This is a genomic window from Streptomyces kronopolitis (assembly GCF_050953795.1).
Lineage (GTDB): Bacteria > Actinomycetota > Actinomycetes > Streptomycetales > Streptomycetaceae > Streptomyces > Streptomyces kronopolitis_A.
Genome location: NZ_CP191850.1, coordinates 7143401 through 7169476, shown reverse-complemented (window position 1 = coordinate 7169476; position 26076 = coordinate 7143401). Strand labels below are relative to the sequence as shown.

The 26076-nt window shown below is 70.5% G+C and carries 23 protein-coding genes; 8 read left to right on the top strand and 15 right to left on the bottom strand.

The features are described from left to right. Nucleotides 1–163 precede the first annotated feature (163 nt). Nucleotides 164–541, top strand: coding sequence for an RNA polymerase-binding protein RbpA (locus ACQP17_RS31630; protein ID WP_006601711.1), 378 nt, complete (start codon nucleotides 164–166; stop codon nucleotides 539–541). 116 nt (nucleotides 542–657) lie between these two features. Here the strand turns inward: ACQP17_RS31630 and fxsA are convergent, their stop codons facing one another. The 5 genes from fxsA to ACQP17_RS31605 all read right to left on the bottom strand — a co-directional run bounded on the left by fxsA (nucleotide 658) and on the right by ACQP17_RS31605 (nucleotide 6429). Then, nucleotides 658–1245 carry an FxsA family membrane protein gene (fxsA, locus tag ACQP17_RS31625; RefSeq protein ID WP_433859363.1) on the bottom strand — a complete coding sequence of 196 codons (588 nt, stop codon included), beginning with the start codon at nucleotides 1243–1245 and terminating at the stop codon, nucleotides 658–660. A gap of 82 nt (nucleotides 1246–1327) precedes the next feature. Continuing rightward, nucleotides 1328–2083, bottom strand: a complete 756-nt coding sequence (locus tag ACQP17_RS31620) for a polyprenol monophosphomannose synthase (protein ID WP_364874482.1) — start codon at nucleotides 2081–2083, stop codon at nucleotides 1328–1330. Beyond that, a complete protein-coding gene (lnt, locus tag ACQP17_RS31615; protein WP_433859362.1) occupies nucleotides 2080–3753 on the bottom strand; it encodes an apolipoprotein N-acyltransferase in 1674 nt (557 codons plus the stop codon). Before lnt ends, ACQP17_RS31620 begins: the two co-directional genes overlap by 4 nt. Nucleotides 3754–4282: 529 nt before the next feature. After that, the gene (locus ACQP17_RS31610) at nucleotides 4283–5932 is read right to left on the bottom strand and encodes an amidohydrolase (RefSeq protein WP_433859361.1); all 1650 of its coding nucleotides are present in this window, start codon (nucleotides 5930–5932) and stop codon (nucleotides 4283–4285) included. Nucleotides 5933–5988: 56 nt separating this feature from the next. Continuing rightward, on the bottom strand, nucleotides 5989–6429 hold the full coding sequence (locus ACQP17_RS31605) for an Lrp/AsnC family transcriptional regulator (protein WP_026170119.1): 441 nt from the start codon (nucleotides 6427–6429) through the stop codon (nucleotides 5989–5991). 209 nt (nucleotides 6430–6638) lie between these two features. Here ACQP17_RS31605 and ACQP17_RS31600 point away from each other — a divergent pair, with 209 nt between their 5' ends. Continuing rightward, nucleotides 6639–7055 (top strand): hypothetical protein, encoded by a 417-nt coding sequence (locus ACQP17_RS31600; RefSeq protein ID WP_433859360.1) that lies wholly within the window; start codon nucleotides 6639–6641, stop codon nucleotides 7053–7055. Between the two features lie 56 nt (nucleotides 7056–7111). Here ACQP17_RS31600 and ACQP17_RS31595 read toward each other — a convergent pair whose 3' ends face one another. The 3 genes from ACQP17_RS31595 to ACQP17_RS31585 form a co-directional block, all read right to left on the bottom strand. Further along, nucleotides 7112–8233, bottom strand: coding sequence for a phosphotransferase family protein (locus ACQP17_RS31595; RefSeq protein ID WP_433859359.1), 1122 nt, complete (start codon nucleotides 8231–8233; stop codon nucleotides 7112–7114). Continuing rightward, entirely contained in the window at nucleotides 8230–9366 is a 1137-nt protein-coding gene (locus ACQP17_RS31590) for a hypothetical protein (RefSeq protein WP_433859358.1), read from the bottom strand. The genes ACQP17_RS31595 and ACQP17_RS31590 overlap by 4 nt, the downstream gene beginning before the upstream one ends. Nucleotides 9367–9582: 216 nt before the next feature. After that, entirely contained in the window at nucleotides 9583–10755 is a 1173-nt protein-coding gene (locus tag ACQP17_RS31585; RefSeq protein WP_433859357.1) for an acyl-CoA dehydrogenase family protein, read from the bottom strand. Between the two features lie 346 nt (nucleotides 10756–11101). Between ACQP17_RS31585 and ACQP17_RS31580 the strand changes: the two genes are divergently transcribed. The 3 genes from ACQP17_RS31580 to adh all read left to right on the top strand — a co-directional run bounded on the left by ACQP17_RS31580 (nucleotide 11102) and on the right by adh (nucleotide 15519). Next, a complete protein-coding gene (locus tag ACQP17_RS31580) occupies nucleotides 11102–12412 on the top strand; it encodes a glycoside hydrolase family 18 protein (RefSeq protein WP_433859356.1) in 1311 nt (436 codons plus the stop codon). 190 nt (nucleotides 12413–12602) lie between these two features. Further along, nucleotides 12603–13928, top strand: coding sequence for a GAF domain-containing protein (locus tag ACQP17_RS31575; RefSeq protein WP_433859355.1), 1326 nt, complete (start codon nucleotides 12603–12605; stop codon nucleotides 13926–13928). A gap of 67 nt (nucleotides 13929–13995) precedes the next feature. Further along, nucleotides 13996–15519 carry an aldehyde dehydrogenase gene (gene adh, locus ACQP17_RS31570; protein WP_433859354.1) on the top strand — a complete coding sequence of 508 codons (1524 nt, stop codon included), beginning with the start codon at nucleotides 13996–13998 and terminating at the stop codon, nucleotides 15517–15519. A gap of 617 nt (nucleotides 15520–16136) precedes the next feature. Here the strand turns inward: adh and ACQP17_RS31565 are convergent. Further along, nucleotides 16137–16904, bottom strand: a complete 768-nt coding sequence (locus tag ACQP17_RS31565; RefSeq protein ID WP_433859353.1) for an SDR family oxidoreductase — start codon at nucleotides 16902–16904, stop codon at nucleotides 16137–16139. An 86-nt stretch (nucleotides 16905–16990) separates the two neighbouring features. Continuing rightward, the gene (locus ACQP17_RS31560; RefSeq protein WP_433859352.1) at nucleotides 16991–17776 is read right to left on the bottom strand and encodes an SDR family NAD(P)-dependent oxidoreductase; all 786 of its coding nucleotides are present in this window, start codon (nucleotides 17774–17776) and stop codon (nucleotides 16991–16993) included. 412 nt (nucleotides 17777–18188) lie between these two features. Here ACQP17_RS31560 and ACQP17_RS31555 point away from each other — a divergent pair, with 412 nt between their 5' ends. Beyond that, nucleotides 18189–18620, top strand: a complete 432-nt coding sequence (locus ACQP17_RS31555) for a nuclear transport factor 2 family protein (RefSeq protein ID WP_433859351.1) — start codon at nucleotides 18189–18191, stop codon at nucleotides 18618–18620. Between the two features lie 31 nt (nucleotides 18621–18651). Here the strand turns inward: ACQP17_RS31555 and ACQP17_RS31550 are convergent, their stop codons facing one another. After that, nucleotides 18652–19599 (bottom strand): aromatase/cyclase, encoded by a 948-nt coding sequence (locus ACQP17_RS31550; RefSeq protein ID WP_433859350.1) that lies wholly within the window; start codon nucleotides 19597–19599, stop codon nucleotides 18652–18654. A gap of 144 nt (nucleotides 19600–19743) precedes the next feature. Continuing rightward, nucleotides 19744–21261, bottom strand: coding sequence for an FAD-dependent oxidoreductase (locus ACQP17_RS31545; RefSeq protein WP_433859349.1), 1518 nt, complete (start codon nucleotides 21259–21261; stop codon nucleotides 19744–19746). Nucleotides 21262–21561: 300 nt separating this feature from the next. On the opposite strand from ACQP17_RS31545, the gene ACQP17_RS31540 reads away from it, so the two are divergent. Then, nucleotides 21562–22356 carry a cyclase family protein gene (locus tag ACQP17_RS31540; protein ID WP_433859348.1) on the top strand — a complete coding sequence of 265 codons (795 nt, stop codon included), beginning with the start codon at nucleotides 21562–21564 and terminating at the stop codon, nucleotides 22354–22356. A 16-nt stretch (nucleotides 22357–22372) separates the two neighbouring features. Here ACQP17_RS31540 and ACQP17_RS31535 read toward each other — a convergent pair whose 3' ends face one another. Continuing rightward, nucleotides 22373–23140, bottom strand: coding sequence for an AfsR/SARP family transcriptional regulator (locus ACQP17_RS31535; protein ID WP_433859347.1), 768 nt, complete (start codon nucleotides 23138–23140; stop codon nucleotides 22373–22375). A 687-nt stretch (nucleotides 23141–23827) separates the two neighbouring features. Here ACQP17_RS31535 and ACQP17_RS31530 point away from each other — a divergent pair. Then, complete coding sequence (locus ACQP17_RS31530) at nucleotides 23828–24406, top strand: flavodoxin family protein (RefSeq protein ID WP_433859346.1); 579 nt, start codon at nucleotides 23828–23830, stop codon at nucleotides 24404–24406. Between the two features lie 75 nt (nucleotides 24407–24481). Here ACQP17_RS31530 and ACQP17_RS31525 read toward each other — a convergent pair whose 3' ends face one another. Next, complete coding sequence (locus ACQP17_RS31525; protein WP_433859345.1) at nucleotides 24482–25411, bottom strand: alpha/beta hydrolase; 930 nt, start codon at nucleotides 25409–25411, stop codon at nucleotides 24482–24484. Further along, nucleotides 25408–25833 (bottom strand): lipocalin-like domain-containing protein, encoded by a 426-nt coding sequence (locus ACQP17_RS31520; protein ID WP_433859344.1) that lies wholly within the window; start codon nucleotides 25831–25833, stop codon nucleotides 25408–25410. The genes ACQP17_RS31525 and ACQP17_RS31520 overlap by 4 nt, the downstream gene beginning before the upstream one ends. Nucleotides 25834–26076 lie beyond the last annotated feature (243 nt).

Genomic DNA, 26076 nt, shown 5'->3' with positions numbered 1-26076 from the left:
CGAAGGAAGGCAGCGGCGCACAGCGCCTCCATCATGGGCGGTGGTGGGCGACGGGTGGGCGCATCTCCCGAATGCGGGAATCTTCACCGCCGACCGGACGTTGACCGGATGACGACGACAGCGACACCTGTCCTGTGGGCGACAAGCCCGGGAGGCACGATTCATGAGTGAGCGAGCTCTCCGCGGCACGCGACTCGTGGTGACCAGCTACGAGACCGACCGCGGCATCGACCTGGCCCCGCGCCAGGCGGTGGAGTACGCATGCCAGAACGGACATCGATTCGAGATGCCGTTCTCGGTTGAGGCCGAGATTCCGCCGGAGTGGGAGTGCAAGGTATGCGGTGCACCCTCGCTTCTGGTGGATGGCGATGGCCCTGAGGAAAAGAAGGGTAAGCCCGCGCGTACGCACTGGGACATGCTCATGGAGCGACGCACCCGCGAGGAGCTCGAGGAGGTGCTGGCCGAACGGCTGGCCGTCCTGCGCTCCGGCACCATGAACATTGCCGTGCATCCGCGCGACACCAACCGCAAGTCCGCCTGACGGCGGGATTGCACCGAGCAACACCCAAGGGCCGGGTCACCGCACTGCGCGGTGCCCCGGCCCTTGTCATTGTCCGGGACTCCCCCGGGCCGGGCCCGGAGAAGTGCCGGGAGTGCTCAGCCGGTCAGCGGCGGGTCCTGGCGGCGCGGCGGCGTCGGCCCGTCCTCGCGGATGACCTCGCCCTGGACGACCTTCCCGTCCGGCCGGTGCATCCTGGCCTGCTGGAAGGCGTCACCGAACGAGCCCGGGGCGGGCCGCTTCCTGCGGGACAGCAGCTTCTCCGTGCGCCGCTGGATCAGCTTGCCGGTCGGCGGGAAGAGGCAGAGCAGCCCCAGCGCGTCGGACACCAGCCCCGGGACCATCAGCAGCAGCCCGCCCGCCATCGGGAGCGTATTGCCGCTGCCCGACGTGCCGTTGCCGGACGGGGCACGGCCGCCGGGGGCCGCCGGGTCGCCGCCGCCCTGCATGCTCTCGGCGAGCTTCTGCCAGGCACGGCGGCCGGCCCGCTTGATCACATAGCCGCCGACCAGCACGCCGGCGATCAGCAGCAGCGCCACCGTCAGCCCGCTGGTGGCCTCGGCGACCACCGTCAGCAGCCAGATCTCCAGCACCATCCAGGCGGCGACGCCCAAGGGCACGTACCGGCGGGCGCGAGAGGGCCGGAAGGGGCGGGCATTCGGCGGGGGCGTGGCTCCGGACGTCATGCCTCAAGTGTGCCTGGCCCGCCGCGCGGCCCCCGGTGAGGGCCCGCCCGGCGGCGCAAGAACCGAGCGGGGTGCACGACCGTCAGCGGCCGCGGATCTTGTCCACCCGCGAGCCGATGCCCCAGGCCGTGACCCGCCACAGCGCCTCGACGACGATGTCCCGGCTCATCTTGCTGTCGCCCAGCTCCCGCTCGACGAAGGTGATCGGCACCTCGACGACGTGGTAGCCGGCCTGCACGGCGCGGCGGGCGAGGTCGACCTGGAAGCAGTAGCCCTGCGAGGCCACGTCGTCCAGGCCCAGCCCGGTCAGGGCCTCGGCGCGGAAGGCCCGGAAGCCGCCGGTGATGTCGTGCAGCGGCAGGTCCAGCACCAGCCGGGAGTACGTACTGCCCCCGCGGGAGATCAGCCGGCGGTACTTGGGCCAGTTCACCGTGCGGCCACCGGGCACCCAGCGCGAGCCGAGGACGAGGTCGGCGCCCTTGAGGGCGGTCAGCAGCCGCGGCAGCTCCTCGGGCTGGTGCGAGCCGTCGGCGTCCATCTCGACCAGCACGCCGTAGCCCTGCTCGATGCCCCACCGGAAGCCCGCGAGGTAGGCGGCGCCGAGGCCGTCCTTGCCCTTGCGGTGCAGGACGTGGACGTGCTTGTCGTCGGCGGCCAGCTCGTCGGCGAACTTGCCGGTGCCGTCGGGGCTGTTGTCGTCCGCGACCAGGACGTGCGCCTCGGGTACGGCCGCGCGCACCCGCGCCACGATCGGCTTGATGTTCTCCGCCTCGTTGTAGGTCGGAATGATCACCAACGTGGTGCCGAGCGGACCGTACTGCCGCTGACCGTCTGTCACTGCTGCCCCTTCTCGTCCTTCATGCGCCCGCGCCTGCCGCTGACCACCGCGGCGGCACAGGACAGAAGGCCCACGATAGCGAGCAGCCACTCGGGAGCGGCACCGACGCGGTCGGCGAGCGTCGTTTCGTCACGCAGCGGAATGCGCGCGGAGACCACGCCCCGGGTGAACTCGGGGATCTGGTGGGTGACCGTGCCGTCCGGGCTGACCACGGCGCTGATGCCGCTGGTGGCCGCGGTGACCACGGCCCGGCCGTGTTCGACGGCGCGCAGCTTGGACATCGCCAGCTGCTGCTCGGGCTGACCGGTGCGGCCGTAGGTGGCGTTGTTGGTCTGGATGACCAGGGCGCGGGCGCCGGCGTCGACCGTGTCGTGCACGATCTCGTCGTAGGCGACCTCGAAGCAGATGACGTCGCCGATCCGGGCGGGGCCGAGCTGGAGCACCCCGGTGTGGTTGCCCGGGTAGAAGTCGCGGGGCACCCGCTGGAAGCGCGTGATGATCTTGCTGAGCTGCTCCCGGAACGGGACGTACTCGCCGAACGGCACCGGGTGCTGCTTGGTGTAGGAGGCGCCCGGGCCCTTCTTCGGGTCCCAGACGATGCCCTCGTTGAAGACGTAGCCCGCCTTGGAGGGGTGGTCGACCAGGGCGCCGACCAGGACGGGCACCCCGATGGACTTCACGGCCCGGTCGATCCGGTCGTAGGCCTGCGGGTACTGGAAGGGGTCGAGGTCGGAGGAGTTCTCCGGCCAGATGACCAGATCCGGCTTCTTGGCCCGGCCGGCCCGGACGTCCGCGGCGAGCTTCTCGGTGGCCGCGGCGTGGTTGTCGAGGATCTTCATCGGGCGGCCCAGGAAGTCCATCCCGGCCTGCTGGACGTTGCCCTGGACGACCGCGATGTTCGCGGTGTCGTCGGCCTTCGTGGGGACGGGCACGGCGAGACCGGCCAGGCTGACGGCGGCGGCCAGCCCGAACGCCTCGAAGGCCGGTACGGCCCGGCGCAGGCCCCCGTTGCCGCGCAGCCCCCAGAGGGTGGCGGCGCAGGCGGCGAGCAGGGCGCCGGCCAGCGCGACGGCGAAGGTCACCAGCGGGGCGCCGCCGAGCGCGGCGAGCGGGGTGAACGGCGAGCCGGTGTGCGCGAACGCCAGCCGGCCCCAGGGGAAGCCGCCGAACGGGAGCCGGTCACGGGCCCACTCCTCGGCGACCCACAGGCAGGCGGTCCACAGCGGCCAGAGCGGCAGCCGGGAGGTGAGGGCGAGCGCGGCCCCCAGCGCCGTCATGAAGAGCGCCTCGGCGACCGAGAGACCCACCACCGCGTCCCAGCCGACGACATGCAGCCACTTCAGCAGGAGCAGGAAGAACGGCAGCCCGAAGACGAAGCCGGTCCAGGCTCCCTGGCGCACGCTGCGGCCGCGGGTGAGCAGCGACAGCGCGGCGACGGCCGGCAGGGACAACGGCCACAGGTCGTAGGGCGGGAAGGCGAGGCCGAGCGCCAGGCCGCAGACCACCGCGAGGCCGGTGCGCGGCGCCTCACGGCGGGCGAGGGCGGCCAGCCGACGGGCGCGCCGGGGCCGTGCGGTCAGGGCGGTGGCGCCCTGCCCCTCGGCGGGCACCGGGCCGTCGGGCGTGGTGCCGCTGACGGCTTCTTCGGTGGTATCGGAACCCGATGGCACGGTCGCGGGCCTTCCTGCAGGTCGTGCGGTGGTGAGCTGACCGTACATCGGAAGGAGGGGGTTGCGGATGCGGGGTGCACGAAAGGTGAAGAACGCCGCGGGAGGCCGCGGGCGGGCCGCGGAGTGGTGCGGATAGGGGCCCGGCGCCCTTCGGGCCGACCTGGGACCCGCTGGCTGCGGGTCGACCGAGAGCCGTTGTCTACTGAGCGTCCGGGCCCCACCCGGGTCGCACCTGCCGATCGGGCGAGACGTTCCGTCGCTCCGTGCCGCTGGTGCTGGACCTGGCTCCCAGTGATGGTGTGCCCAGTGGCACGCCGCCCCATGGCCCAGCTGCGTTCGACGACTGCGCGGAGGTCTGCCGGTCGGACGTCCTGTGGTGGACTCGGCCGAACCTACCGGCCGCCGACCGCCTGCTGTCAACAGGTGCCCCGCCTGCGTCGTTTCGCGTCGCCCCAGGTCAGCCCCGAGCGGCCCCAGGAGAGCCAAGGAGCGGCAAGCACGGTCCGCGACGGCACGTGCCCGCGCGAAGTCACTCGTTCGGCGGCCCGAAGACCGTTCGCCCGCCGACGACCGTGGTCAGGCACACCGGGAGGTCGTTGCCGGGGGTGAGATCGGGCAGGCCGGGGGTGCCGGAGCGGGGGTCGGTCGACCAGCGTTCCACCCGCTCGTCGGGCGCCTGGACGAGCAGCTCGCCGGTGCGCCAGACCGCGTAGTCGGCGGGTGCGCCGGGCACCAGGACGCCCGCGTCGTCCCGGCCGACGGCGCGCCAGCCGCCGCGGGTGTGGGCGGTGAACGCGGCCCGGGCCGAGATGCCGTGGGCGCGGGTGCGGTGGAAGACGGCGGCGCGCACGGTGCCCCAGGGGTCGAGCGGGGTGACCGGGCTGTCGGACCCCAGGGCGAGCGGGACACCGGCCTTGAGCAGCGCGGCGTACGGGTTGAGGGTGCGCGCCCGCTCGGCGCCCAGGCGGGCGGCGTACATGCCCTCCGTGCCGCCCCAGGCCGCGTCGAAGGCAGGCTGGACGGAGGCGGTCAGGGCCAGCTCGGCGAAGCCGGCGATGGTGCGCTCGGTGAGCATCTCGGCGTGCTCGACGCGGTGCCGGGCGGCCCGGATCCGGTCCAGGCCGACGCGCTCGGCGGCGGCCCGTACGCCGTCGACGACGTGGGTGAGCGCGGCGTCGCCGATGGCGTGGAAACCGGCCTGGAGACCGGCCTCGGTGCAGGCGGCGACGTGGGCGGCGATGTCCTCGGCGGCCAGCTGGGCGACGCCGGTGTGGGCGGCGTCCGCGTACGGGGCGTGCAGGTGGGCGGTGTGCGACCCGAGCGAGCCGTCGGCGAACAGATCGCCCGCGGCGCCGATCGCGCCCAGTTCGCGGATCCGCTGCGCGTCCTTTGCGGATGCGACCGTCTCGGCCCAGTAGCCGACCACGCGCGGGCCGGTCCCCTGCCGGGCGAGGGCGAGCAGCCCGGTGAAGTCGTCCTCGCCGGAGATGTCCGGGCCGGCGCACTCGTGGAGGGTGCCGATGCCGAGGGCGGCGGCCCGTGCCAGGGCGGCGGTCTGGGCCTCGGTGCGCTGGGCGGGGGTGAGGGTGGCGTAGGCGGCCTCGCGCACCGCGTGGTGGGCGTCGCCGGTCAGCGGGGCGTCGGCGTGGAATCCGGTGCGCGCGCGGACGCCGGGGACCAGGTCCAGCAGCGCCGTCGTCACGACCGCGGAGTGCACGTCGACCCGGGTGAGGTAGAGCGGGCGGCCGCCGGCGGCCTCGTCCAGCTCCGCGCGGGAGGGAGCCCGGCCCGCCGGCCACCTCGCGGCGTCCCAGCCGTGGCCGAGCAGGACCCGGTCGGCCGGGCGGGCGGCGGCGTAGGCGCGGATCCGGGCCAGCGCCTCGGGCAGGTCGCCGGCGCCGGACAGGTCGAGCCCGGTGAGCGCCAGCCCGGTCGCGGTGGTGTGCACGTGTGCGTCCGTGAACGCTGGGGTGACCAGCGCGCCGTCGAGCTGCACGACCTCGTCGACGCCGTCGGCGAAGGAGTCGGCGGCGCCCTCCTCGCCGACCCAGGCGATGCGGTCACCCTCCACGACCATGGCGGTGGCGAAGGGGTCCGCGGGGCTGTGCACCTCGCCACCGCGCAGCAGGACGGTGCGGGAGGGGTGCTGCCGGGCCGGTTCGGGAACGTGCGCGCTCATACCGGACAGTTTGGCCCCTGTGCGGGACCGGATCGCACGCGGGGGGCGATCAACGGTCAGATACGCGGCGGACGGGCCTCGTAGGGGGTGGAGAGCACGACGGTGGTGCGGGTGGAGACGCCGGCCAGGGTGCGGATGCGGGTGAGCAGGTGCTCCAGCTCCAGTGGGGTGGCCACCCGGACCTTGAGGATGTAGTTCTCGTCGCCGGCGACGCTGTGGCAGGCCTCCAGCTCGGGCACCTCGGCGAGGCGGTCGGCGATGTCGTCCGGCGCGCTGGGGTCGAAGGGCTTGACCGAGATGAAGGCGGTGAGCGGCAGGCCCACGGCTTCGGGGTCCACGATGGCGGCATAGCCCCGGATGACACCGCGCTGTTCCAGACGGCGCACCCGCTGGTGCACCGCCGAGGTGGACAGACCGGTGGCCTTGCCCAGGTCGGTGTAGCTCATCCGCCCGTCCTTGACGAGCAGATCCACGATTTGTCGGTCCAACTCCTCCACCCGTTCAACCTACTGTGCGCGGGCGCGAATGCGCACTGCGCGCCGGCTCGTGAGCACCCGTGCGCCCGGTTGTGTGACCAATGCCACATGGGTGAACCGGTGTCCGCCGGACGCCCGCGATTATGCGCGGGGCATGAAGGGAATTGCTGGTGGTGGCCAGGACCGCCCGTCACAGGAAGTCAGCGATCCGATCGGCCCACCCGAGGGGGATGGACATCATGCGACGTCTTCAGCAGGACTCCGCTGCCGCGAACACCGGCGCCCAGGAGGACGGCAGTCCCGGCGCCGGTGGCGGGGACGACCCGTTCGACACCTATGAGATCTACCGCGTGACCTGCCCCGACTGCCGGCAGCCGATCGCGCTGCTGGCGGACGAGGACGTCCTTCCGGAGCATGCCCGGTGCCCCTCGCCGTGGAACCCGTTCGGCCTGACGGTGTGCCAGGGCTCCGGCCGGGCGGTGTCCGAGGCCCCGGAGACCGAGGACGCCCTGGACACCCAGGAGCAGGACGCGGCCGTGCTGCTGACCCTGCCCGCCGGCCTGGACTGGCGCCGCCAGCCGTTCTCGCACGTCGGCGGGCCCGGCACCCGGCCGGCCCGGGTGCCGGGGATGCGTCCGCGCGCCTGAGTGCCGCTCCGCGCCCGTACACACGGGCGCTCCGGCCTCACCGGTAGCGGCCCGTCTCACCAGTAGCGGCCCGCGAGCATCGCCTCCAGGGTGTCCCGGTGGAGGATCAGCGCATCGGCGTCGGCCGGGGCCGGCGCCTCGCCGAAGTGGACCCGGCGGTAGGCCACGCGCAGCATGACGATGGCGTGCCGCAGGGCCGCGTAGAGGGTGTGGAACTCCATGTCCCGGGGCGGGCGCCCGGTGAGCCGGGCGTAGCGGCTCTCGACGCGGTCCCGACACAGCAGGCCGGGCAGTCCCCGCCGGCCGCCGGCTTCGGCCAGGTCCTGGAAGAAGCGGTGGAGGTAGACCATCCAGCCCAGGTCGAGTTCGCGGGGGCCCAGAGCGGCCATTTCCCAGTCGAGGACGGCGGCCGGCGCGAAACCGTCGTAGACGATGTTGCCGATCCTGGCATCTCCCCAGCTCAGTACGGTCTCACCGGGGTCCGACGGCCAGTGGTCGGCGAGCCATGCGAAGCCGCGCTCGATCAGCGGGGAGCGAGGACGGCCGTCCACCACCCAGCAGTAGTAGGCCCGTTGGGCCCCGACATGGCGGTGCAGGGCACTGCCCGTACCGGGCGTGGCGAGGAACTCGGCCTCGGTGAGCGGGACTTGCTCGTGCAGCCGGGCGAGGACCGCGACGCTGTCGGCCTCCAGCCGCTCGCGCTCGGCGTCGGTGGCGTCGTGCAGCCAATTGCCCTCGTACGTATAGGGCATGACGTCCGGTGGGACGCGGCCGGCGGCGCGCGACATGACGAAGAACGGGGCGCCGAGATGCGCCGGGTCCTCCTCCAGCCAGAGGGTGCGGGGCACCGGGACGTCGGTGCGGGCGGCGACCAGGCGCATGGTGCGGTACTGCCGCGCCATGTCGTACCGGGGGAAGACGCAGTACGCGGCGGGGTCGGCGGCCAGCCGCAGCGCGCAGGCGGCCTCCGGCGGGTCGGGGTGGTCGATGTCGAAGAGCAGGGTCTCGCTGGACATCCCGTTGGCGTCCGGGACGCTCGCGCCGCGGGCGCGGGCGCCGGGGAGCCGGGTGTCGAGCCAGGCGGTGAGGCGCCGGGTGAGCAGCTCGGGGTCGCGGGTGGTGGTGCGCGGGCGCCGGACGTCCGGGGAGCCGTCCTCGGGCAGCGGGTGGTCCGTCATCGGCCGTCCTCCCCCGCGACGGAGTCATAACCGGCGAATCCGCTCGGGTCGTGGCGGCCGAAGCTGCCGTGCTCGAAGATGCCGTACCCGGTCCGGCCGTCCAGGGTGAAGCGGGCGGCGTGGTCGGTGACGCCGTAGGCGGCGAGCGGGTGGGCCGCCGGGTCGGAGAGGTCGTAGCTGCGGCGGTCGGTCCAGCCGTGGCCGCGCCAGGTGCCGTGCTGCCAGTCGTCGGCGGGAGGGTATCCGGCGCCCACGGCCAGGGGCGAGGAGGTGAGGATCTCGGCGGTGAGGTCGAGGGGGGTGCGGTCGGGGGCGGTGAGGTGGAGGACGGCGCGTTCGGGGTGGCGGGTGCCGGGGCGATAGGTGATGTCGCTGTGCGGCCAGCCGAGTTGGACGTCACGGGCGCCGTCGCCGCGGACCGAGACGGCCTCGTTCAGGGTGCGGTGGCCGTCGGCGTCCTCCTGGACGATGACCATCACGAAGCGGTCGTCGAAGCGCACCGGGCACCAGAGCCAGTGGAAGCCTTCCGGCCGCGACTCCTCGGCGGCCCGCCCGCCGTCCTCGCCCGGTATCGGGCGGACGCCCCAGCTGCGGTCGCGGGTGCCGGTCCACTCCCCCGCCGTGACGGTGAACTCCTGCCCCGCGGCGCGGATACGCCCGGTGCAGGTGCCGGCCTGGACGAACCGCCGGCCTTCGAGCATCAGCCGGTCGCCGCGGTACTGGGTGTGGTGCGGCTCCCAGCCGGCCGGGAACGCCGCGTGCCAGGTCAGGTCGTACGCCAGGCCGTCCGGGTCGCCGGGGTCCGCGGCGCAGGTCAGCCGCAGACGGGTGAGGGGCACCTCGACGGTGATGGTGAGCGGGCCGACGGTGAGGGCCATGCGGTCGTCGGTGAGCGCGTCGGAAGCCCTCACGGCGTGCAGCCGGTCACCGAGGCGGAGGGTGGCATAGGCGTCGATGACGCCGGTGTTGGGGTAGACGCCGAGGCCGGCGATCAGCAGGGCGCGGCCGGAGTGGTCCATGACGTGGAAGATGCAGCGGTCGTAGGCGTTGCGGTCGCCGGTGGCGACATGCCGCATGGACAGCGGGACCTGGTGGATCGGGTACTCGTCGAGCGCGATCGGGCGGTCGGGCACGGTCTCCTCCTGGGCGCGCGGTCGGCGGTGCGCCGCGGGAAGAGCTGCCCCCCGGCGGGAGTTGACGGTACGTCAGCTTCCGCGGGACGGCCAGGGGCGGGCCGGCGGACCGTTCGCACGGCTCGCTGCCGTCGGCCCGGCGGCGGGAGGGCCGGGAAGCAGAACGCGGCGGAGCGGGCCGGAGGCAGTCGCCCCGGCCCGCTCCGCCGCTGCCGCTCAGCGCGTTTCGGGGCCCGCGAGATGGCGGGCGATGACCATCCGCTGGATCTGGTTGGTGCCCTCGACGATCTGCAGGACCTTGGCCTCGCGCATATAGCGTTCGGCCGGGAAGTCGAGGGTGTAGCCGTAGCCGCCGAGGAGCTGGACGGCGTCGGTGGTCACCCGCATCGCGGTGTCCGTGCAGAACAGCTTGGCCATCGCCGCCTCCTTGGAGAACGGCAGACCGGCGTCGCGCAGCCGGGCGGCGGTGAGGTAGAGCGCGCGGCCGGCCTCGATCTGGGTGGCCATGTCGGCGAGCATGAACCGCAGGCCCTGGAAGTCCAGGATCGGGCGGCCGAATTGCTGCCGTTCGGCGGTGTAGGTGAGCGCCTCGTCCAGCGCCGCCTGGGCGACGCCGATGGCGCAGGCCGCGATGCCCAGGCGCCCGGAGTCCAGGGCGGACAGCGCGATGGCGAAGCCCTGGCCCTCGTCCCCGAGGCGGCGGGCATCGGGGACGCGGACGGCGTCGAAGTGCAGCTGGGCCGTCGGGGAGCCCTTCATGCCCATCTTGCGCTCGGGGGTGGCGGCGCTCAGGCCTTCCGCGTCGCCGGGGACCAGGAAGGCGGTGATGCCGTGGGCGCCGCTGCCGCCGGTGCGGGCCAGGACGGTGTAGAAGTCGGCCACGCCGCCGTGGGTGGTCCAGGCCTTGGTGCCCTCCAGCGTCCAGGCGTCGCCGTCACGGGTGGCCCGGGTGGTCAGGGACGCGGCATCGGAGCCCGAGGAGGGCTCGGAGAGGCAGTACGCGCCGAGGAGGCCGCCGCCGAGCATGTCCGGAAGGTGTTCGGCCCGCTGCTCCTTGGTGCCGAATCCGGCGAGTGCGTGGCAGGCGAGGGTGTGCACGCTGACGCCGAGGCCGACGGTGAGCCGGGCGGCGGCGAGTTCCTCCACGACCTGGAGGTAGACCTCGTAGGGCTGGCCGCCCCCGCCGAATTCCTCGTCGTAGGGCAGCGAGAGCAGACCGGATCGGGACAGCAGGGTGAAGGTCTCGCGCGGGAAGCGCCCGGCGTCCTCCTCCTCGCCCGCCGTGGGCCTGATCTCGCGCTCGGCGAGCTCGCGTACGAGTGTCAGCAGATCGCGGGCTTCCTCCGTGGGCAACCTGCGGTCCACCGGCTGGGGGCCGTACTCGGTCATGGCGGCGCTCTCCTCCCTGTCGGGCGCTGCGGCGCCGCGCGGACGGGGTGGGCGGCGGCGCCGGTTTCCGTAATGCCGGTCCGATGATCGCTTTCCGGGTCTCGGAAGGCGATGACCTGCGACGGTGGCGCTAGGAGTATGCCCGATCGGCGGCCCCGCGTCACGGGTTGATCATCACGGACCGCGGAGATCAGGCCCCGGCCCCGATCGGCCGGGAATTGGTCCGAACCATTGACGCAGTGGTCTAGTCCTTCTACCTTCTGCTGCAAACGTTCTACGCGTTCATGCCAATTCGGAACGCAGGTCAGGTCAGGCACCATCCCTCGCCCCCTCGAGGAGACACGACATGCTCGGACCGCACCGGATACGCACACCCCGCAGACTGATCGCCGCCGTCACCGCACTGTGCACCGCGGCACTGGCCGGCACCCTGCTCGCCGGACCCGCCTCCGCCGCCCCCACCGGCGCCCCCGCCGCGCACCACCCGGTCACCGCCGCGCCGGCCGTCGCCGCACCTGCCACCGGCACCGAAGCAGCCGGCAACAAAGCAGCCGGCAACAAGGTCGTCGGATACTTCACCAACTGGGGTGTCTACGACCGCAATTACCACGTCAAAAACATCGAGACCTCGGGCTCGGCGGCCCGGCTGACCCACATCAACTACGCCTTCGGCAACGTGCAGGGCGGCAAGTGCGCCATCGGCGACTCCTACGCCGACTACGACAAGGCCTACCCCGCCGACCAGAGCGTCGACGGCACGGCCGACACCTGGGACAACGGCGCCCTGCGCGGCAACTTCCACCAGCTGCGCGAGCTCAAGAAGCTGCACCCGGGCCTGAAGGTGATCTGGTCGTTCGGCGGCTGGACGTGGTCGGGCGGCTTCGCCGAGGCCGCCCGGAATCCCGACGCCTTCGCCCGGTCCTGCCGCGACCTGGTCGAGGACAAGCGGTGGGCCGACGTCTTCGACGGCATCGACATCGACTGGGAGTACCCCAACGCCTGCGGCCTGACCTGCGACACCAGCGGCCGGGACGCCTTCACCGGGGTCATGCGGGCACTGCGGTCGGCGTTCGGCGCGAATGCTCTGGTGACCGCCGCGATCACCGCGGACGCCTCGGCCGGCGGGAAGATGGACGCCGCCGACTACGCGGGCGCGGCCCAGTACGTCGACTGGTACAACCCGATGACCTACGACTACTTCGGTGCCTGGGACGCCAAGGGACCCACCGCCCCGCACTCCCCGCTCACCGCGTACAGCGGCATCCCGAAGGCCGGGTTCAACACCACCGACACCCTCACCAAGCTCAAGGGCCTCGGTGTGCCGGCGAGCAAGCTGCTGCTGGGCATCGGCTTCTACGGCCGCGGCTGGTCGGGCGTCACCCAGGACGCGCCGGGCGGCACGGCGTCCGGCGCGGCGCCGGGGAAGTACGAGGCCGGCATCGAGGACTACAAGGCGCTCAAGACCCGCTGTCCGGCCACCGGCACGGTGGGCGGCACCGCCTACGCCAAGTGCGGTGACCAGTGGTGGAGTTATGACACCCCGCAGACCATCGGCGGCAAGATGGCCTTCAAGAACGCCCAGGGGCTGGGCGGCACCTTCTTCTGGGAGCTGAGCGGCGACACCGCGAACGGCGAGCTGATCAAGTCGATCACCTAGCGCGGGACGCGGCGCACGGGCGGGAGGCGGACCCTCCCGCCCGTCCGTCGTGTTGCACCGACTCCGGCTCCCTGGCAATCCCCCGATGGGGCGGCGCGGGAGCCCGTCGTGCGCCCCCGCGGGGTTTACGGCTCCGCCCGGTACGAGCACCATCGCCCCAAGGGCAGGAGCGGGAACGAAGAGGTGTCACGTGGTCAACCCCTGGCTGGCGATGGAGGCCGGTGCCGACCCGGTGGAGCGCACCCGCACGGTGCGCCGGGCCCATGCGGCCTTCCTGGCCGACGGGACCGTGGCACCGCCGGTGCGCCAGGTGGTCGCCGACTCCTGGCGCCGCTCCGCCGACGCCCGCGCCGCGGCGGACGGCACCGTACCCATCGAGCTGGACGAGTCCGCGCTGGGCGCCTACCGGGAGGGACACCCGCTCGCCCGCGCCATGCCCGTCTTCCGTGAGCTGCTGGGCAGTTTCGCGCAGGACGGCGCCCATCTACTGGCCGTCTGCGATCCGCAGGGACGGCTGCTGTGGGTGGAGGGGCACCGCGGGGTGCGGCGCAGCGCCGAGCGGATGAACTTCGTCGTCGGCGCCCGCTGGGACGAGCGGCACGCCGGCACCAACGCCCCGGGCACCGCCCTCGCCGCCGATCACGCCGTACAGATCTTCGCCGCCGAGCACTACAACCGTCGGGTGCAGCGCTGGACCTGTGCCGCCGCCCCGCTGCACGATCCGCGCACCGGGCGGCTGCTGGGCGCCGTGGACATCACCGGCGGCGACCACCTGGCGAGCCCGCACAGCCTGGCCCTGGTACAGGCCACCGCGCGCGCCGCGGAGGCCCATCTCGCCGCGGGCGTACCGGAGTGGGGCGTGTGTCTGTCGGCGCTCGGCCGGGACGAGGCGCTGCTGGTCGTCGACGGCGAGCGATACCGGCTCGGCCGACGGCACAGCGAGATCATGGTGCTGCTGGCGGGACACCCCGAGGGGCTCACGGGCGATCGGCTCGCGGTGCTGCTGTACGGCGAGCGCGAGCGGCGCCCGGTGACGCTGCGGGCCGAGCTGTCCCGGCTGCGGCAGCTCGTCGGCACCCTGCTCCACTCGCGTCCGTACCGGCTCAGCCGGCCCGTGGAGACCGATGTGCGAACGGTCGAGGAGGCCTTGGCGGCCGGCGAGGTGCACGCGGCGCTGACCGCCTACCGCGGTCCGCTGCTGCCGCTGTCGGAGGCTCCGGGCGTCCAGCGGCTGCGCGGGGCGCTGGAGGACCGCACACGGTGTGCGCTGCTCGGCGCCCACGACCCCGGTCTGCTCCGCGAATGGTCGCGCACGCCCTGGGGCGAGGACGACCTGGCGATCTGGGAGGCCCTGGTGGACGCCCTGCCGGAGCGCTCCCCCGCCCGCACCGCACCGATGGCCACCGCCGACCGGCTGCGCGCCGCCTACGGCCTGACGGGCGCTTCCCGGACCGGTGCGGCGCCCGCCCCCGGCCCCTCGCGCGTCGCAACCTTCCCGCAACCTCCGCGGCCCTAGCCTGCGCGCATCGCCCGTCGCACGGGAGTGGCGGGCACCGCGCCGAGAGCGATTGGGAGGCCGCCCCATGGCCCGTTACGCCAGCCCGGGTTCCGCCGACGCCGTCATGAGCTATCTGCCCCGCTACGACCACTGGATCGGCGGCGAGTTCGTCGCGCCGGCGCAGGGCCGGTACTTCGAGAATCCGACGCCGGTCAACGGACAGCCCTTCACCGAGGTCGCGCGGGGCACGGCCGAGGACGTCGAACGTGCCCTGGACGCCGCCCACGCGGCGGCGCCCGGCTGGGGCCGCACCTCCGCCGCCGAACGCGCCGGGATCCTCCACAAGATCGCTGACCGCATGGAGCAGAACCTGGAGAAGCTGGCGGTCGCGGAGAGCTGGGAGAACGGCAAACCCGTACGGGAGACCCTGGCGGCCGACATCCCGCTCGCCATCGACCACTTCCGCTACTTCGCGGGCGCGATCCGCGCCCAGGAGGGCTCGCTGTCGGAGATCGACGAGGACACCGTCGCCTACCACTTCCACGAACCCCTCGGGGTGGTCGCCCAGATCATCCCCTGGAACTTCCCGATCCTGATGGCGACCTGGAAGCTCGCCCCGGCGCTGGCCGCCGGCAACGCCGTGGTCCTCAAGCCGGCCGAACAGACCCCGGTGTCGGTGCACTTCTGGATGAGTCTGATCGCCGATCTGCTGCCGCCGGGCGTGATCAACATCGTCAACGGCTTCGGCGCGGAGGCCGGCAAGCCGCTCGCCTCCAGCCCCCGGGTCGCCAAGGTCGCGTTCACCGGCGAGACCACCACCGGCCGGCTGATCATGCAGTACGCGTCCGAGCACCTGCGGCCGGTGACCCTCGAACTGGGCGGCAAGAGCCCCAACATCTTCTTCGACGACGTCTCGTCGGCGGCCGACGACTTCCAGGACAAGGCGCTGGAGGGCTTCACCATGTTCGCCCTCAACCAGGGCGAGGTGTGCACCTGTCCGTCCCGGGCGCTGATCCAGCGCGGGCACTACGACGACTTCCTGGCGGCCGGCGTGGCCCGCACGGAGAAGATCGTCCAGGGCCATCCCCTGGACACCGACACCATGATCGGCGCCCAGGCCTCCAACGACCAGCTGGAGAAGATCCTCTCCTACCTGGACATCGGCCAGAAAGAAGGCGCCCGCATCCTGACCGGCGGCTCCCGCGCCGAACTGGGCGGCGAGTTGGAGGGCGGCTACTACGTCCGCCCGACCATCTTCGAGGGCAACAACGGCATGCGGGTCTTCCAGGAGGAGATCTTCGGCCCGGTGGTCGCCGTGGCCCCCTTCTCCGACTTCGACGACGCCATCGGCATCGCCAACGACACCCTCTACGGCCTGGGCGCGGGCGTCTGGACCCGCGACGGCTCCACCGCCTACCGCGCCGGCCGCGCCATCCAGGCCGGCCGCGTATGGACCAACTGCTACCACGCCTACCCGGCCCACGCGGCCTTCGGCGGCTACAAGCAATCCGGCATCGGCCGGGAAACCCACAAGATGATGCTGGACCATTACCAGCAGACGAAGAACCTGCTGGTGAGCTACTCGGCCAAGAAGCTGGGGTTCTTCTAGGGGCATAAGAAGGGCGCCTGACGTGGGCTTTTGACCGTCAGGCGCCAACTTGAATGCCGTACGCCGCGAAGTCCACATAATTGCCCGCCTGGTTCCGAAACAACCGCCCGTCCCGCTCCGCACCAAAGCGTTCGATGTGCGCGCGGAGCATGCGTACGAACTGGGACGGGATGGGGACAGGCCGCGTGACAGGAGATCGCAAATTCGAGGTCTTGCGCGTGGGACCTGCGCCCCCGGAAGCTTGTCCAGGCCCGATCGACCACTGAGACAGCTCGGAATCTCACGCCCATCGATCCTCGCTGAAAGAGTGATGCTTTCCAGGCGAGCCTGATAGGGCATCAGCTAGTCTGCAGCACCCATTGCCGAAGAGCCTGCTGGTGAGCTACCTGGGAAGAAACCGGGGTTCTCCTGGAAGCCCGAGACAGTTGCTTTGATGCGCGAAGGCCGGCCCGATCGCGACCGGGCCGGCCTCGGGGCATGGGCCCATCACCCCTCCGGGGCAACTCGCCGGTGTCCCACGTTCCTTGTCGAGCCCTGGCGCACGTTCGAACCGGCAGGCAGTCCGCACGCCGGATGCGTACGGGCCGGACAGGGCACGCGGACCCGGCCGGCCCGGCTCACCACGGCACGACTTCGTCCACCGTGCCGTCCATGCCGCCGCGGAAGCTCCCGGTCGGGCCGTCCGCGCCCGTGAGCGCGAGCCACACGGGGGCGTCGGCGCCCTCCTCGGGCGAACGGGTTCCCCGGCTGAAGGGGGAGTCGGCGTTCAGGTCGGTGGCCACGAGCCCGGGGTTGGCCGCATTGACCCGGATGCCCTCCTCCCGCAGTGCGTTCGCGTAAACGAGTGTCATGGCGTTGAGCGCCGCCTTGGACGAGCTGTAGGGCAGCAGGCCCCGGGTGGAGACGGGATGGCCCGGCTCACTGAGCAGGCCCAGCGAGCCCAGTGGGCTGGAGAGGTTCACCACACGCGGGGCGCTTGAGCGGCGCAGCAGCGGAATGCACGCCTGGGTCACGGCGACCGTGCCGAACACATTGACGTCGAAGGCCGCCCGCATACGGTCCGCGGTGATGTCGGCGACGGGGATGCCCCATTCGACCACGATGCCCGCGTTGTTGACCAGGACATCGAGCCGGCCGGACTCCGCCTCGATCCGCTTGGCCGTGGCGTCGACCTGGGTCTGCACGGTCACATCAAGGTGGACGAAGCGAGCATCGAGGCCCGCCTCTCTCAGTTCGCTCTCCGTCTCACGGCCGCGTTGGGCATCCCGCGCACCGAGGTAGACGGTCATCCCCTCAGCTCCCAGCCGCCGGGCGATCTGCTTGCCGAGACCCTTGTTGGCTCCCGTGACCAGGGCCACTTCCCCCTGGTGCTGTCCGTTGGGCATGTCACGCCTTTCACACTGATGGTTCGATCACGGTGACTTCTGGAGCGGATGCCGCGACGCCGCTCGGCGAGCGTGCGCGACAGAGCTTAGTAATTCCCCAGCCCGCCGCACACGTTGAGTGCCTGAGCCGTTACCGCTCCGGCTCGGTCGCTGACGAGGTACTCCACCATCGCAGCGACCTCGTCCGTTTCCACGTAGCGACGGATCGGCACGCGAGCCGTGATGCGGTCGAAGGTCTCGCTGGTGGAGACGCCCCAGATCTCCGAGTAGTGTTCGCGCACACGTTCAGCCATGGGGGTCTCGACAAAACCGGGGCAGACCGCGTTCACGGTCACGCCCGTCGGCGCCAGCTCAAGCCCCAGCGCCTTGCTGAAGCCGACCACACCATGCTTGGAGGCTGAGTAAGGGGCGGCGTGGATGACGCCCTGTTTCCCTCCGGTGGACGCGATGTTGATGATGCGACCCCAGCCCTTGTTCTGCATGCCGCCGAGGGTCAGCACGGCCTTCGTCATGACGAACACGCTGGTGAGGTTGGTGTTGATGACGTCGATCCACAGTTCGTCCGAGATCTCGGCGGTGGCCCCGCCCCCACTGCGCCCGGCGTTGTTGACCAGGATGTCGATGGTGCCGTAGCGCTCGACGGCCGACCCGACGAACTGCCGCACCTGCTCGGGCGAGCCCACATCACAGCTGCTGCCGTCCACGTCAAAGCCCTTGGCCTGCAAGGACTTGATGGTCTCGGCGAGCACATCCTCGCGCCGTGCACAGACATAAACCCGATTGCCCTGCTCAGCCAGCCGCTCGGTGATGGCCAGCCCCATGCCGCTCGTGGCACCGGTCACGATCGCAACCGGCTTGCTGGTTCGTGCCATTTCTGTTCCTCTCGATCGGGCTGCCTCTCCTGGGTCCTGTTGTCAACACTGCCGTCGCCGGCCACAGGCCGTGCCATGCGGAATCCGGCGCGTGCGAGCCCCAGGTGGAGGACCGCGCGCGTACGGACGAACCCGGCTGACTCCGGCAATGCAGCGTGGGGGTACACACCCAGGGTGAGGCGGGGGTGCCTGCCGGCTGTCGTGGGCCCTCGAAGACCGACCGGACAGGACTTCACGGGCGAAGCCTGACCACCACCACTCGAAGCTCGGTCGAACACACCTGGAGCACGCCCTGTGGGCCGGCCCCGGTCCGTCACGCCCCATCGGGCACGCCCTGGACCGGACCTCAAGCGGGCCACGAGCCTTCCCGGTCATCGTGGCAGCTGTCCCTGATCAGCTCTGGAGGAAATCGATGACGAGCCAGGCACCCAACGGCCTGTACGCCGAGGTCCAGCACTTCTACGCCCGGCAGATGCAGATGATGGACCGACGCGCCTTCGAGGCGTTCGCGGAGACGTTCACCGAGGACGGTGAATTCAGCCACTCGCCCGGCCAGCTGGCGTGCACTCGGCCAGGCATCGTGGCCGAGCTGGAAGACTTCCACAAACGCCTCTACAACGGACCCGTGGTGCGCCGGCACTGGTTCAACATGATCGTCGTGGATCCGCAGGAGGACGGCTCGTTCCTTGCGACGTTCTATGCGTATGTGATCAACACCCGGCCCGGGGCCGAGCCGCAGATGGGGCCCGTCTGTCTGGTCACCGATGTGCTGGTGCGGGTCGACGGCGAGCTGCTGAACAAGTCCCGGCAGGTCCGCCAGGACCGGCTGCTCCTGGATTCGTGACGGCCGAGCCCCCGGCCCGCACCGGCGTCGCTCAGCCGCGGCTGCGGGCCGCGTGGTCCGCGGCGTGGGACATGGTGGTGGCGCTGTTGCGGCCGAGCGCCTCGCGGATGAACTTCCGCGCGTCGGCCAGGTTCCGGCCATGTCCGAGCACCGACTCGACCGCCTCGGGGTTGATCACCACGGTGTGCCGGGAGGTCAGACTCGCACCGTCGGCGCCCTCCTCGAAGGTCCACAGCCCACTATGGCCGAGCAGCAGCTTGGGCGTGATGCGTTGCTTGTACGCGATCCACTGCGGCGTCCGGCACACCCTGACGGACCGGGTGGTGTGGCGGGACCCGTCCGCCGTCACCGTGTCCATCTCGAGGTCCTGTATGCCCGGAGCGGGTTCGGCGAGCCGGACCCGGCCCACATGGGGAAGCCGCTCGGCCCACAGGTCCGCCCTCGCCACGAAGTCGTAGGCGTCCTCCGCGGCCCCGGCGAGCTCGACGGTGTCCGAGAAGGTGAAGACGATGTCCTCGACCGCGTGGCCGAATTCGGCGAGGCGGCCGAGCGCGGCCAGCTCCTCCGGGCTGTTGCGGTCCAGCGCCGCATTGACCCGCGCCACCGCTTCAGGGCTGTCGTCCGTGACGGTGAAGGAGTGGCGAAGCACCACTTCGGTGTGCCCATCGGGAAGCTCGCGGAAGAGCCACTCGCCGCCTGCCGACCTGAACGGCGGGGCGCTGACCTCCTGAACGAAGGTCACCCGCAGTGCGTCCGGGTCCAGCGTACGGCGGGACACCCAGCTGGTGACCTCGCCGTTCACGGTCGCCCACAGCTCGAAGCGCTCCTCGTGCTCGGAGCGCTCCAGGTGCCGTACGTACACGCTGGGACCGAAGAGGGCGGGCCATACGGTGACGTCCGCCACCAGGCCGTACAGCACGTGGGGCGGCGCGGCGACGATGCGGGTGTGTTCGGTGTGATGCTCGTGGGTGGTTTCCATCGGCGCGGTGAGCCTCTCCTCAAGTAGACGGGTCGCGCACTGATGTCGCGACACCCCCAACGTCGTGCCACGAGCTCGAAGACCACTTGAGGTCGTATGGGGCCGCCGGGCCGGTGCAGCGGCCCGGCGGCCAGTCAGCGCCTCCTACCGGGCATTGACGACCGCGCCGGCATTGACCGACAGCGCGTGGCGGAAGACGTTGTCAGGGTCCCAACGCACCTTCGTCCGCTGCAGGCGCGGGTAGTTCTCGCCGAAGTAGAAGGTGTGCCAGGGGACACCCGACCGGTTGATGTCCGGATCGAGCATGTCCGGGTCGGGCGAGTTGATGTTGCTTCCCTCGTAGCGGTCGCCGGGCACCGGGTAGCCACCGGTCGACGCGAAGGTGTCACCGTAGATCTCGCGTGTCCAGCCAAGGTGCTTGTCGTCCTCGGCCGCGTCGGCCCAGAAGGTCGACCAGAGGGCGACATAGGACGAGTTGCGCTGCATCAGCGCCCGGTCCCCGGAGGCGAGCGCGTTCATCTGCCCGCCGGCCATGGCGCCCAGCTGGAGCAGCGACGCACCCGGGGCGGGGTTGGCGTAGTCCGAGCGCGTCATGTGCCGATAGATGGCCGCGCACTGCTCCTCGGTGAAGGCCTGCTTCATATAGGCCTCCTTGACCGCGCCGCGCAGGGTGGCATTGGTCATCACCGTGGGATTGCTGGTGTCGATCGTCTCGGTGGAGGCCAGCCAGGGCAGGCGCCGGTAAGGCAAGGGCGTGATGCCGGTGTTGGCGGTGACTGCGGTGAGGTAGTCGTTGAGCACCTTCTCCGCGTGCGGCACCGAGGCATCAACCTGGGTCAGCATGCCGATGCCGCCGCCCGAGGCATGCTGGACGAACAGCAGGCCGCACAGCGCCTCGCCCTGCGAGCCGGGTTCACGGTTCTCCATGTACCACTGAGCCTGGTTGCGCACCAGACGGGTGAACCTGGCCTGATCCAGCTGTTCCCACGGCGCGAAGGCGGTACTGATGAGCACCTCCTGGGGCGGCTGCGGCAGTTGCGCGGACGGCAGACAGCCCGACGCGCCGAGCTTGCGGAACCAGAACTTCGTGACGATTCCGAAGTTCCCGCCACCAGCCCCGGAACAGGCCCACCACAGATCCCTGAGGTCACCGGAGTCCTGCCGCGAGGCGACCACGACCCGCGCCTTCCTGTGCCGGTCGACGACCACGATCTCCACGGCCTCGATCAGGTCGCACACGTTGCCGAACTGCCGTGAGAGCAGACCGTGTCCGCCGCCCTGAGCGTGGCCGCCGATCCCGACGTCGGGACACACCCCGCCGGGCAGCGTGACACCCCAGCCCCGGAACAGCTCCACGTAGATCTGTCCCAGCTTCGCGCCGCTCTCGATGGCAAATGCCGTGCGATGCGGGTCAAAGTAGATTTTGTTCATCATCGACAGATCGACGATGACGTCGACATCCTTGTGGTAGACCAAGTTGGCATAAGAATGCCCACCACTGCGAACGGACAGCCGCTTTCCCGCGTCAACCGCTTCCTGAACCGCCCGTAACACCTGTTCGGTCGACCCTGCCAGGCGCACATATTCGGGCTCGGAGCGCCACCTGCGATTAAATCCGGAAACAAGTTCCGAATAGCGCTGGTCCTCCGGACGGACCGTCACGGGCCCAAATCCTGGAATCGCCGTCGACCGGCTTTCCCGTTCAGCCTCCATGTTACTTCCCCCTCCGGGCACGGCCGTCCACTTACCGCGCCCACCGCCTTCTATTCATAATGGACTGCACACATCCTTGCACAGCTCCAGGCGCTTGCCAAGCAGCTCTCGATAGAGCGCATGTTTATGGAGAACTCGATTCCGCTTTCCGGGATCCAGGCATTTCCGAGTGGTATTCGATTGCCCCGGCCCAGGCTGAAAGGACAAACACAACTGCGGCCGAGCCGTGATCTGGAGGGAACACACGTCATGCCACACACCGAGAACTCGCCATCCGCCGAGGAGGCAACGGGCGGCGTGAGCCGCTTCATCGACCTGAGCGTGGCCACCCGGGACACCGACAGTGAGGCCACCCCCGTCACAGTGGACCTGCTCGACCACGTAGCGGCAGCCGGCGTGCTCGGGCTCGCCCCGGAGGACTTCCCCGACGGGATGGCCATTTCCAACGAGACCGTCACGCTCACCACGCACACCGGCACGCATATGGACGCGCCTTTGCACTACGGTCCGGTCAGCGGCAACGCCCCCGCGAAAAGCATCGACCAGGTTCCGCTCGACTGGTGCTTCGGCCCCGGCGTCCGGCTCGACCTGCGCCATGTACCGGCCGGCGAGGGCATCACCGTCGACCACCTCCGTCAAGCGCTGACCAAGGCCCGCCACGAGCTGCGCCCCGGCGACATCGTGCTGCTGTGGACGGGGGCCGACGCCCTGTGGGGATCGGCGAAGTACCTCACGGACTACGCCGGGCTGTCCGGCGAGGGCACGCAATTCCTGGTCGAAAGCGGGGTCCGCGTCATCGGCATCGACGCCTGGGGGCTGGACCGGCCGATGCAGTCGATGATCGCGGACTACCGGCGCACGGGTGACCACGGCCACCTGTGGCCCGCTCATGTCTACGGCCGTACGAAGGAATACCTTCAGCTCGAGAAACTCGCCAACTTGGCCGCTCTCCCCTCGGCGACGGGATTCACCCTCTCCTGCTTCCCGGTCTCTCTGGCCGGCGCGGGCGCGGGATGGACGCGGGTCGTCGCGCTCCTCACCTGATCGTGAAGGTGACGATTCAACGCCAGCCCTGGGCAACACTGCCCCGGACCAGTAACTGACGCTGAAGGAGCTGGAGTTCGGGTGCGGGCTCGACGCCCAGCTCGGTGTCGAGAATGCGCCACAGGTTCGTGTAGGCCTGTAATGCCTCGGCCCGCCGACCACACTTGTTCAGCGTCTTGATCAATTGTGCGTGAAGGCTTTCGTTGAGCGGGTGCCCGGCAACCAGGCGCCGGAGCTGCGGAATGATCTCGTGGTGTCGGCCGAGGCGCTGATTGGCTTCGATGTGCAGATCAGCGGCGGCGAAACGGAGTTCATCGATGTAGGTGAGATGGGCTTCCAGGACGGCACCGATCATCATGCCGGCGAGGGCCGGCCCCCGCCACAGTTTGAGGGCCTGGTCAAGGCACTCGACGGCGGCTTCCGGCTGCCCCTCACCCAGCCGCCTCCTGGCCCGGTGGACGAGACGTTCGAAGACCGCTACGTCAGTCGCATCGTCAGGTACCTGGATGGCGTACCCCGCCGGCCTGGTGATGAGAACGGTCTCTCCGTCGGACATATTCGAGAAGATCTTGCGGGAATGATAGATGTACGTCTGGAGGGTGGTGAGCGCACTGCGCGGGACATCCCCTCCCCAAAGTTCTTCGATAAGCGTGTCGACACTCACCGTTTCGCCGTTCTGTAAGAGCAGTAAGCCGATCAGCTGACTGACCTTGGACCGGCTCAAGAAGAGCGATGTGCCATCGGTTGCCACTATCTCGAACTGACCGAGCAGATTGAACTTCATGATGCTCCCCCGTGTTTGGTCAGCGCTTTCCGGCGAGAGTTCTCACCGAGCACCCGGAATGCAACAGTCCGCATTAGCTGGACGATTTCACCGGCGCCATCAACCGCCAACACCTTCTGCACCGTACCCGATTACCCCATAGGGCGACGGTGCACTATTCACACCCTGGCAAGCTATAAGAGCGTCACTCGACACGCCACAGGGTCCACTATGTCCTGCATCACACTGTTCAAAAGAGTGGGTCAACCCTCGTACGCACTGCTCGAATTGGCAGTCAGCGGCTATCCCAAAGGTTTCGCAAACAATGCGGCAGGTTTTTTCCATGAGCCCAGGCCACCGGTCCGTCTTGCGTCCAGGGTTCGGATGCCCTGGCAGCGGTGGCCGGAAAGGAACCGCCCATCCGGCGGATTGCGGAAACCGGTGGGAGGGCGTCCGGAAGCCCGTTCCAGGAGCACCGGCGCGGCGAGCCCCGTGCGTACTTCCGCTCAAGGGAGCAGCGGCCGCTCAGGCCTCGCCCGCCCCCTCCTTCGGCCAGGTCGAACAGCTCCAAAGGTCAGTACGCCGCTACGGAAAGAGCTGCGAGGCTGATCGCAGGAAGAAGCCCTGTCACTGAGCGGACGGGGCATCAGGGTCACGCGTGCACGCACCGCGGGCACCGTCTTACCGAAATGCAGGAAAGGGATGCACATGTTCGACAGCTCGGTGTCCGTCATCATCGCCTACCACAGTGGGAGTGGACACACCACCAGGGTGGCCGAGGCCACCCGTGACGGCGTGGCAGCGGTGACGGGTGCGGCCGGCGAGTTGATCTCGGTCGATACCCTTACCGACGACCACTGGGCCCGGCTGGACGCGGCTGACGCGATCATCTTCGGGTCGCCCACCTACATGGGCACGGCGAGCCCGGCGTTCCACACCTTCGCCCACGACACCAGCGGGCGCTGGTACGCACAGGCATGGAAGAACAAGATCGCCGCCGGCTTCACCACGTCCGGCGCCAAGAGCGGGGACAAACTGCACACGCTCCAGTACTTCACCGTGCTGGCCGCCCAGCACGGCATGCACTGGGTCAACCTGGACCTGCTGCCCGGGTCTCAGGAGAGCGACCTCAATCAGCTGGGCGGCTGGCTCGGCGCGATGGCACAGTCCCCCGGTGGCCAGGGCCCGGAGGCCATGAACAAGTCCGATCTGCTCACCGCCGCCCACCTCGGGCAGCGAGTCGCCGAGCACGCGCAGTTGCTGCGGCGCGCCCGGCAGGCCGAGTGACGCAGGGGCGGTGACGTGTCACGACGAGGGAACCCCGGCGCCTGATGCGCTCGGGGTTCCCTCGTCATCCGTTGTTCACAAGGCCCGCAGGCCCCGGCGCAGCGCGCTGATCTGGTCAGTGACCATCCGCCGCGACACGGCGGCGTGGGCGATGCCTATGGAGGCATGGAAGGTGCCCGGGTAGTGGGCCACTTCGGTCTTCACCCCGGCCAGAATCAGCCGGTGGGCGAAGGTGATCCCCTCGTCCCGCAACGGGTCGTATTCGCACACCCCGACGAAGGTCGGCGGCAGGCTGGACAGGTTTTCGGCACGCGCGGGAGCGGCGTATGCCGACGCCTTCGCGCCTCCCAGGTAGTGCTTCCAGCTCACCACCAGGTTGGGGCGGTCGAGCATCGGCGTGTCCACGAACATCTGGGCGGAGACGGTCTCGAGCCGGTCGTCCAGCTGCGGGAACAGGAGGTAGACGTAGCACACCGCAGGGCCCTGCCGGTCGCGGGAGAGCAGGGCGAGCCCCGTGGCCAGTGCGCCTGCGCAACTGAAACCGCCGACGCCGATCCGGTCGGTGTCGATCCCCAATTCCGTGGCGTGGTCGGCGGTCCACTCCAGGGTCGCGTAGCAGTCCTCCAGGCCGGCCGGGAAAGGGTCTTCCGGCGCCAAACGGTAATCCGGCGACACCACCACCGCGCCGACCAGATCGGCGATCCGGGTGGCCACGGTGTGCGGAGTTTCCAGGTCACCGGTGACGAAGCCACCCCAGTGCGGGAACACCAGCGCCGGCCGTGGACCGATCCGATCCACCGGCCGGTACAGGCGTACGGTCGTCCCGGGGCCGCCGGGCACCGGAATCGACCGGTCCTCCACCAGGACCCGCGACTCCGGCTCGTAGGCCGGCTGGGCGGCCATGATCGCCCGTAGCGCGGCTCGCGCTGCCTGTGGCTGTGCGTAGTCCGGCGGCCGCAACCGTGCTACGAAGGGCTCCAGTTCCGGGTCGAAGTCATACCTCACGGCTGCCCCTTCTCCGTTCGCCGCCAGTTCAGGGCGCGTCGCTGCGGCGGGCCGCCGGCCGCTCCCGCCGTGCCGGTCAGCGTCAGCAGGTCACCGCCGATGGTGAGGTCGCGCAGCTGCTTGCTGCCGATCAGGTAACTGTGCGAGCTGACGGACACCTCGTGGACGACCTGTGTGCCCGACAGGTGCCAGGTGCCGGCGTACCCCATGAAGGAGATGGCCGGAGCGCGGCCTCGGGATGGCCCATCGGTGGTCCGCATCATGCTCACCGACACGTGACCGTCGGCACTGTAGATCAGCAGTCCTGCGGGAGCCGGACCCAGCGGGCCCTCGCTGGTGCTGCCGTCCTCGTGGACGTCCACATAGGACTCCAGCCGCCACGATCCGACCAGTTCCCCGGGGGAGATGCTGTCGTTCGCCATGACCGTCACCTCCCATCGGGACGTGGGACATTCCCATGCCGCACACGAGTCGGCGACGCTCCGCCTCCTCCTCCGGACCGCCGCGGACCGGCAGCTTGTGCGGACGTGGTGGCCACGCGGCCGTGGCCGACCAGCGGCCGGGACAGAAGGAAGACCCACTCGGCGTCGGGACCATCGGTGCCGATTCCGGCAGGGCAGATTACGAACATGTCGGCTTCTTCCTGGGAGGGTTCGGGGGTGCCG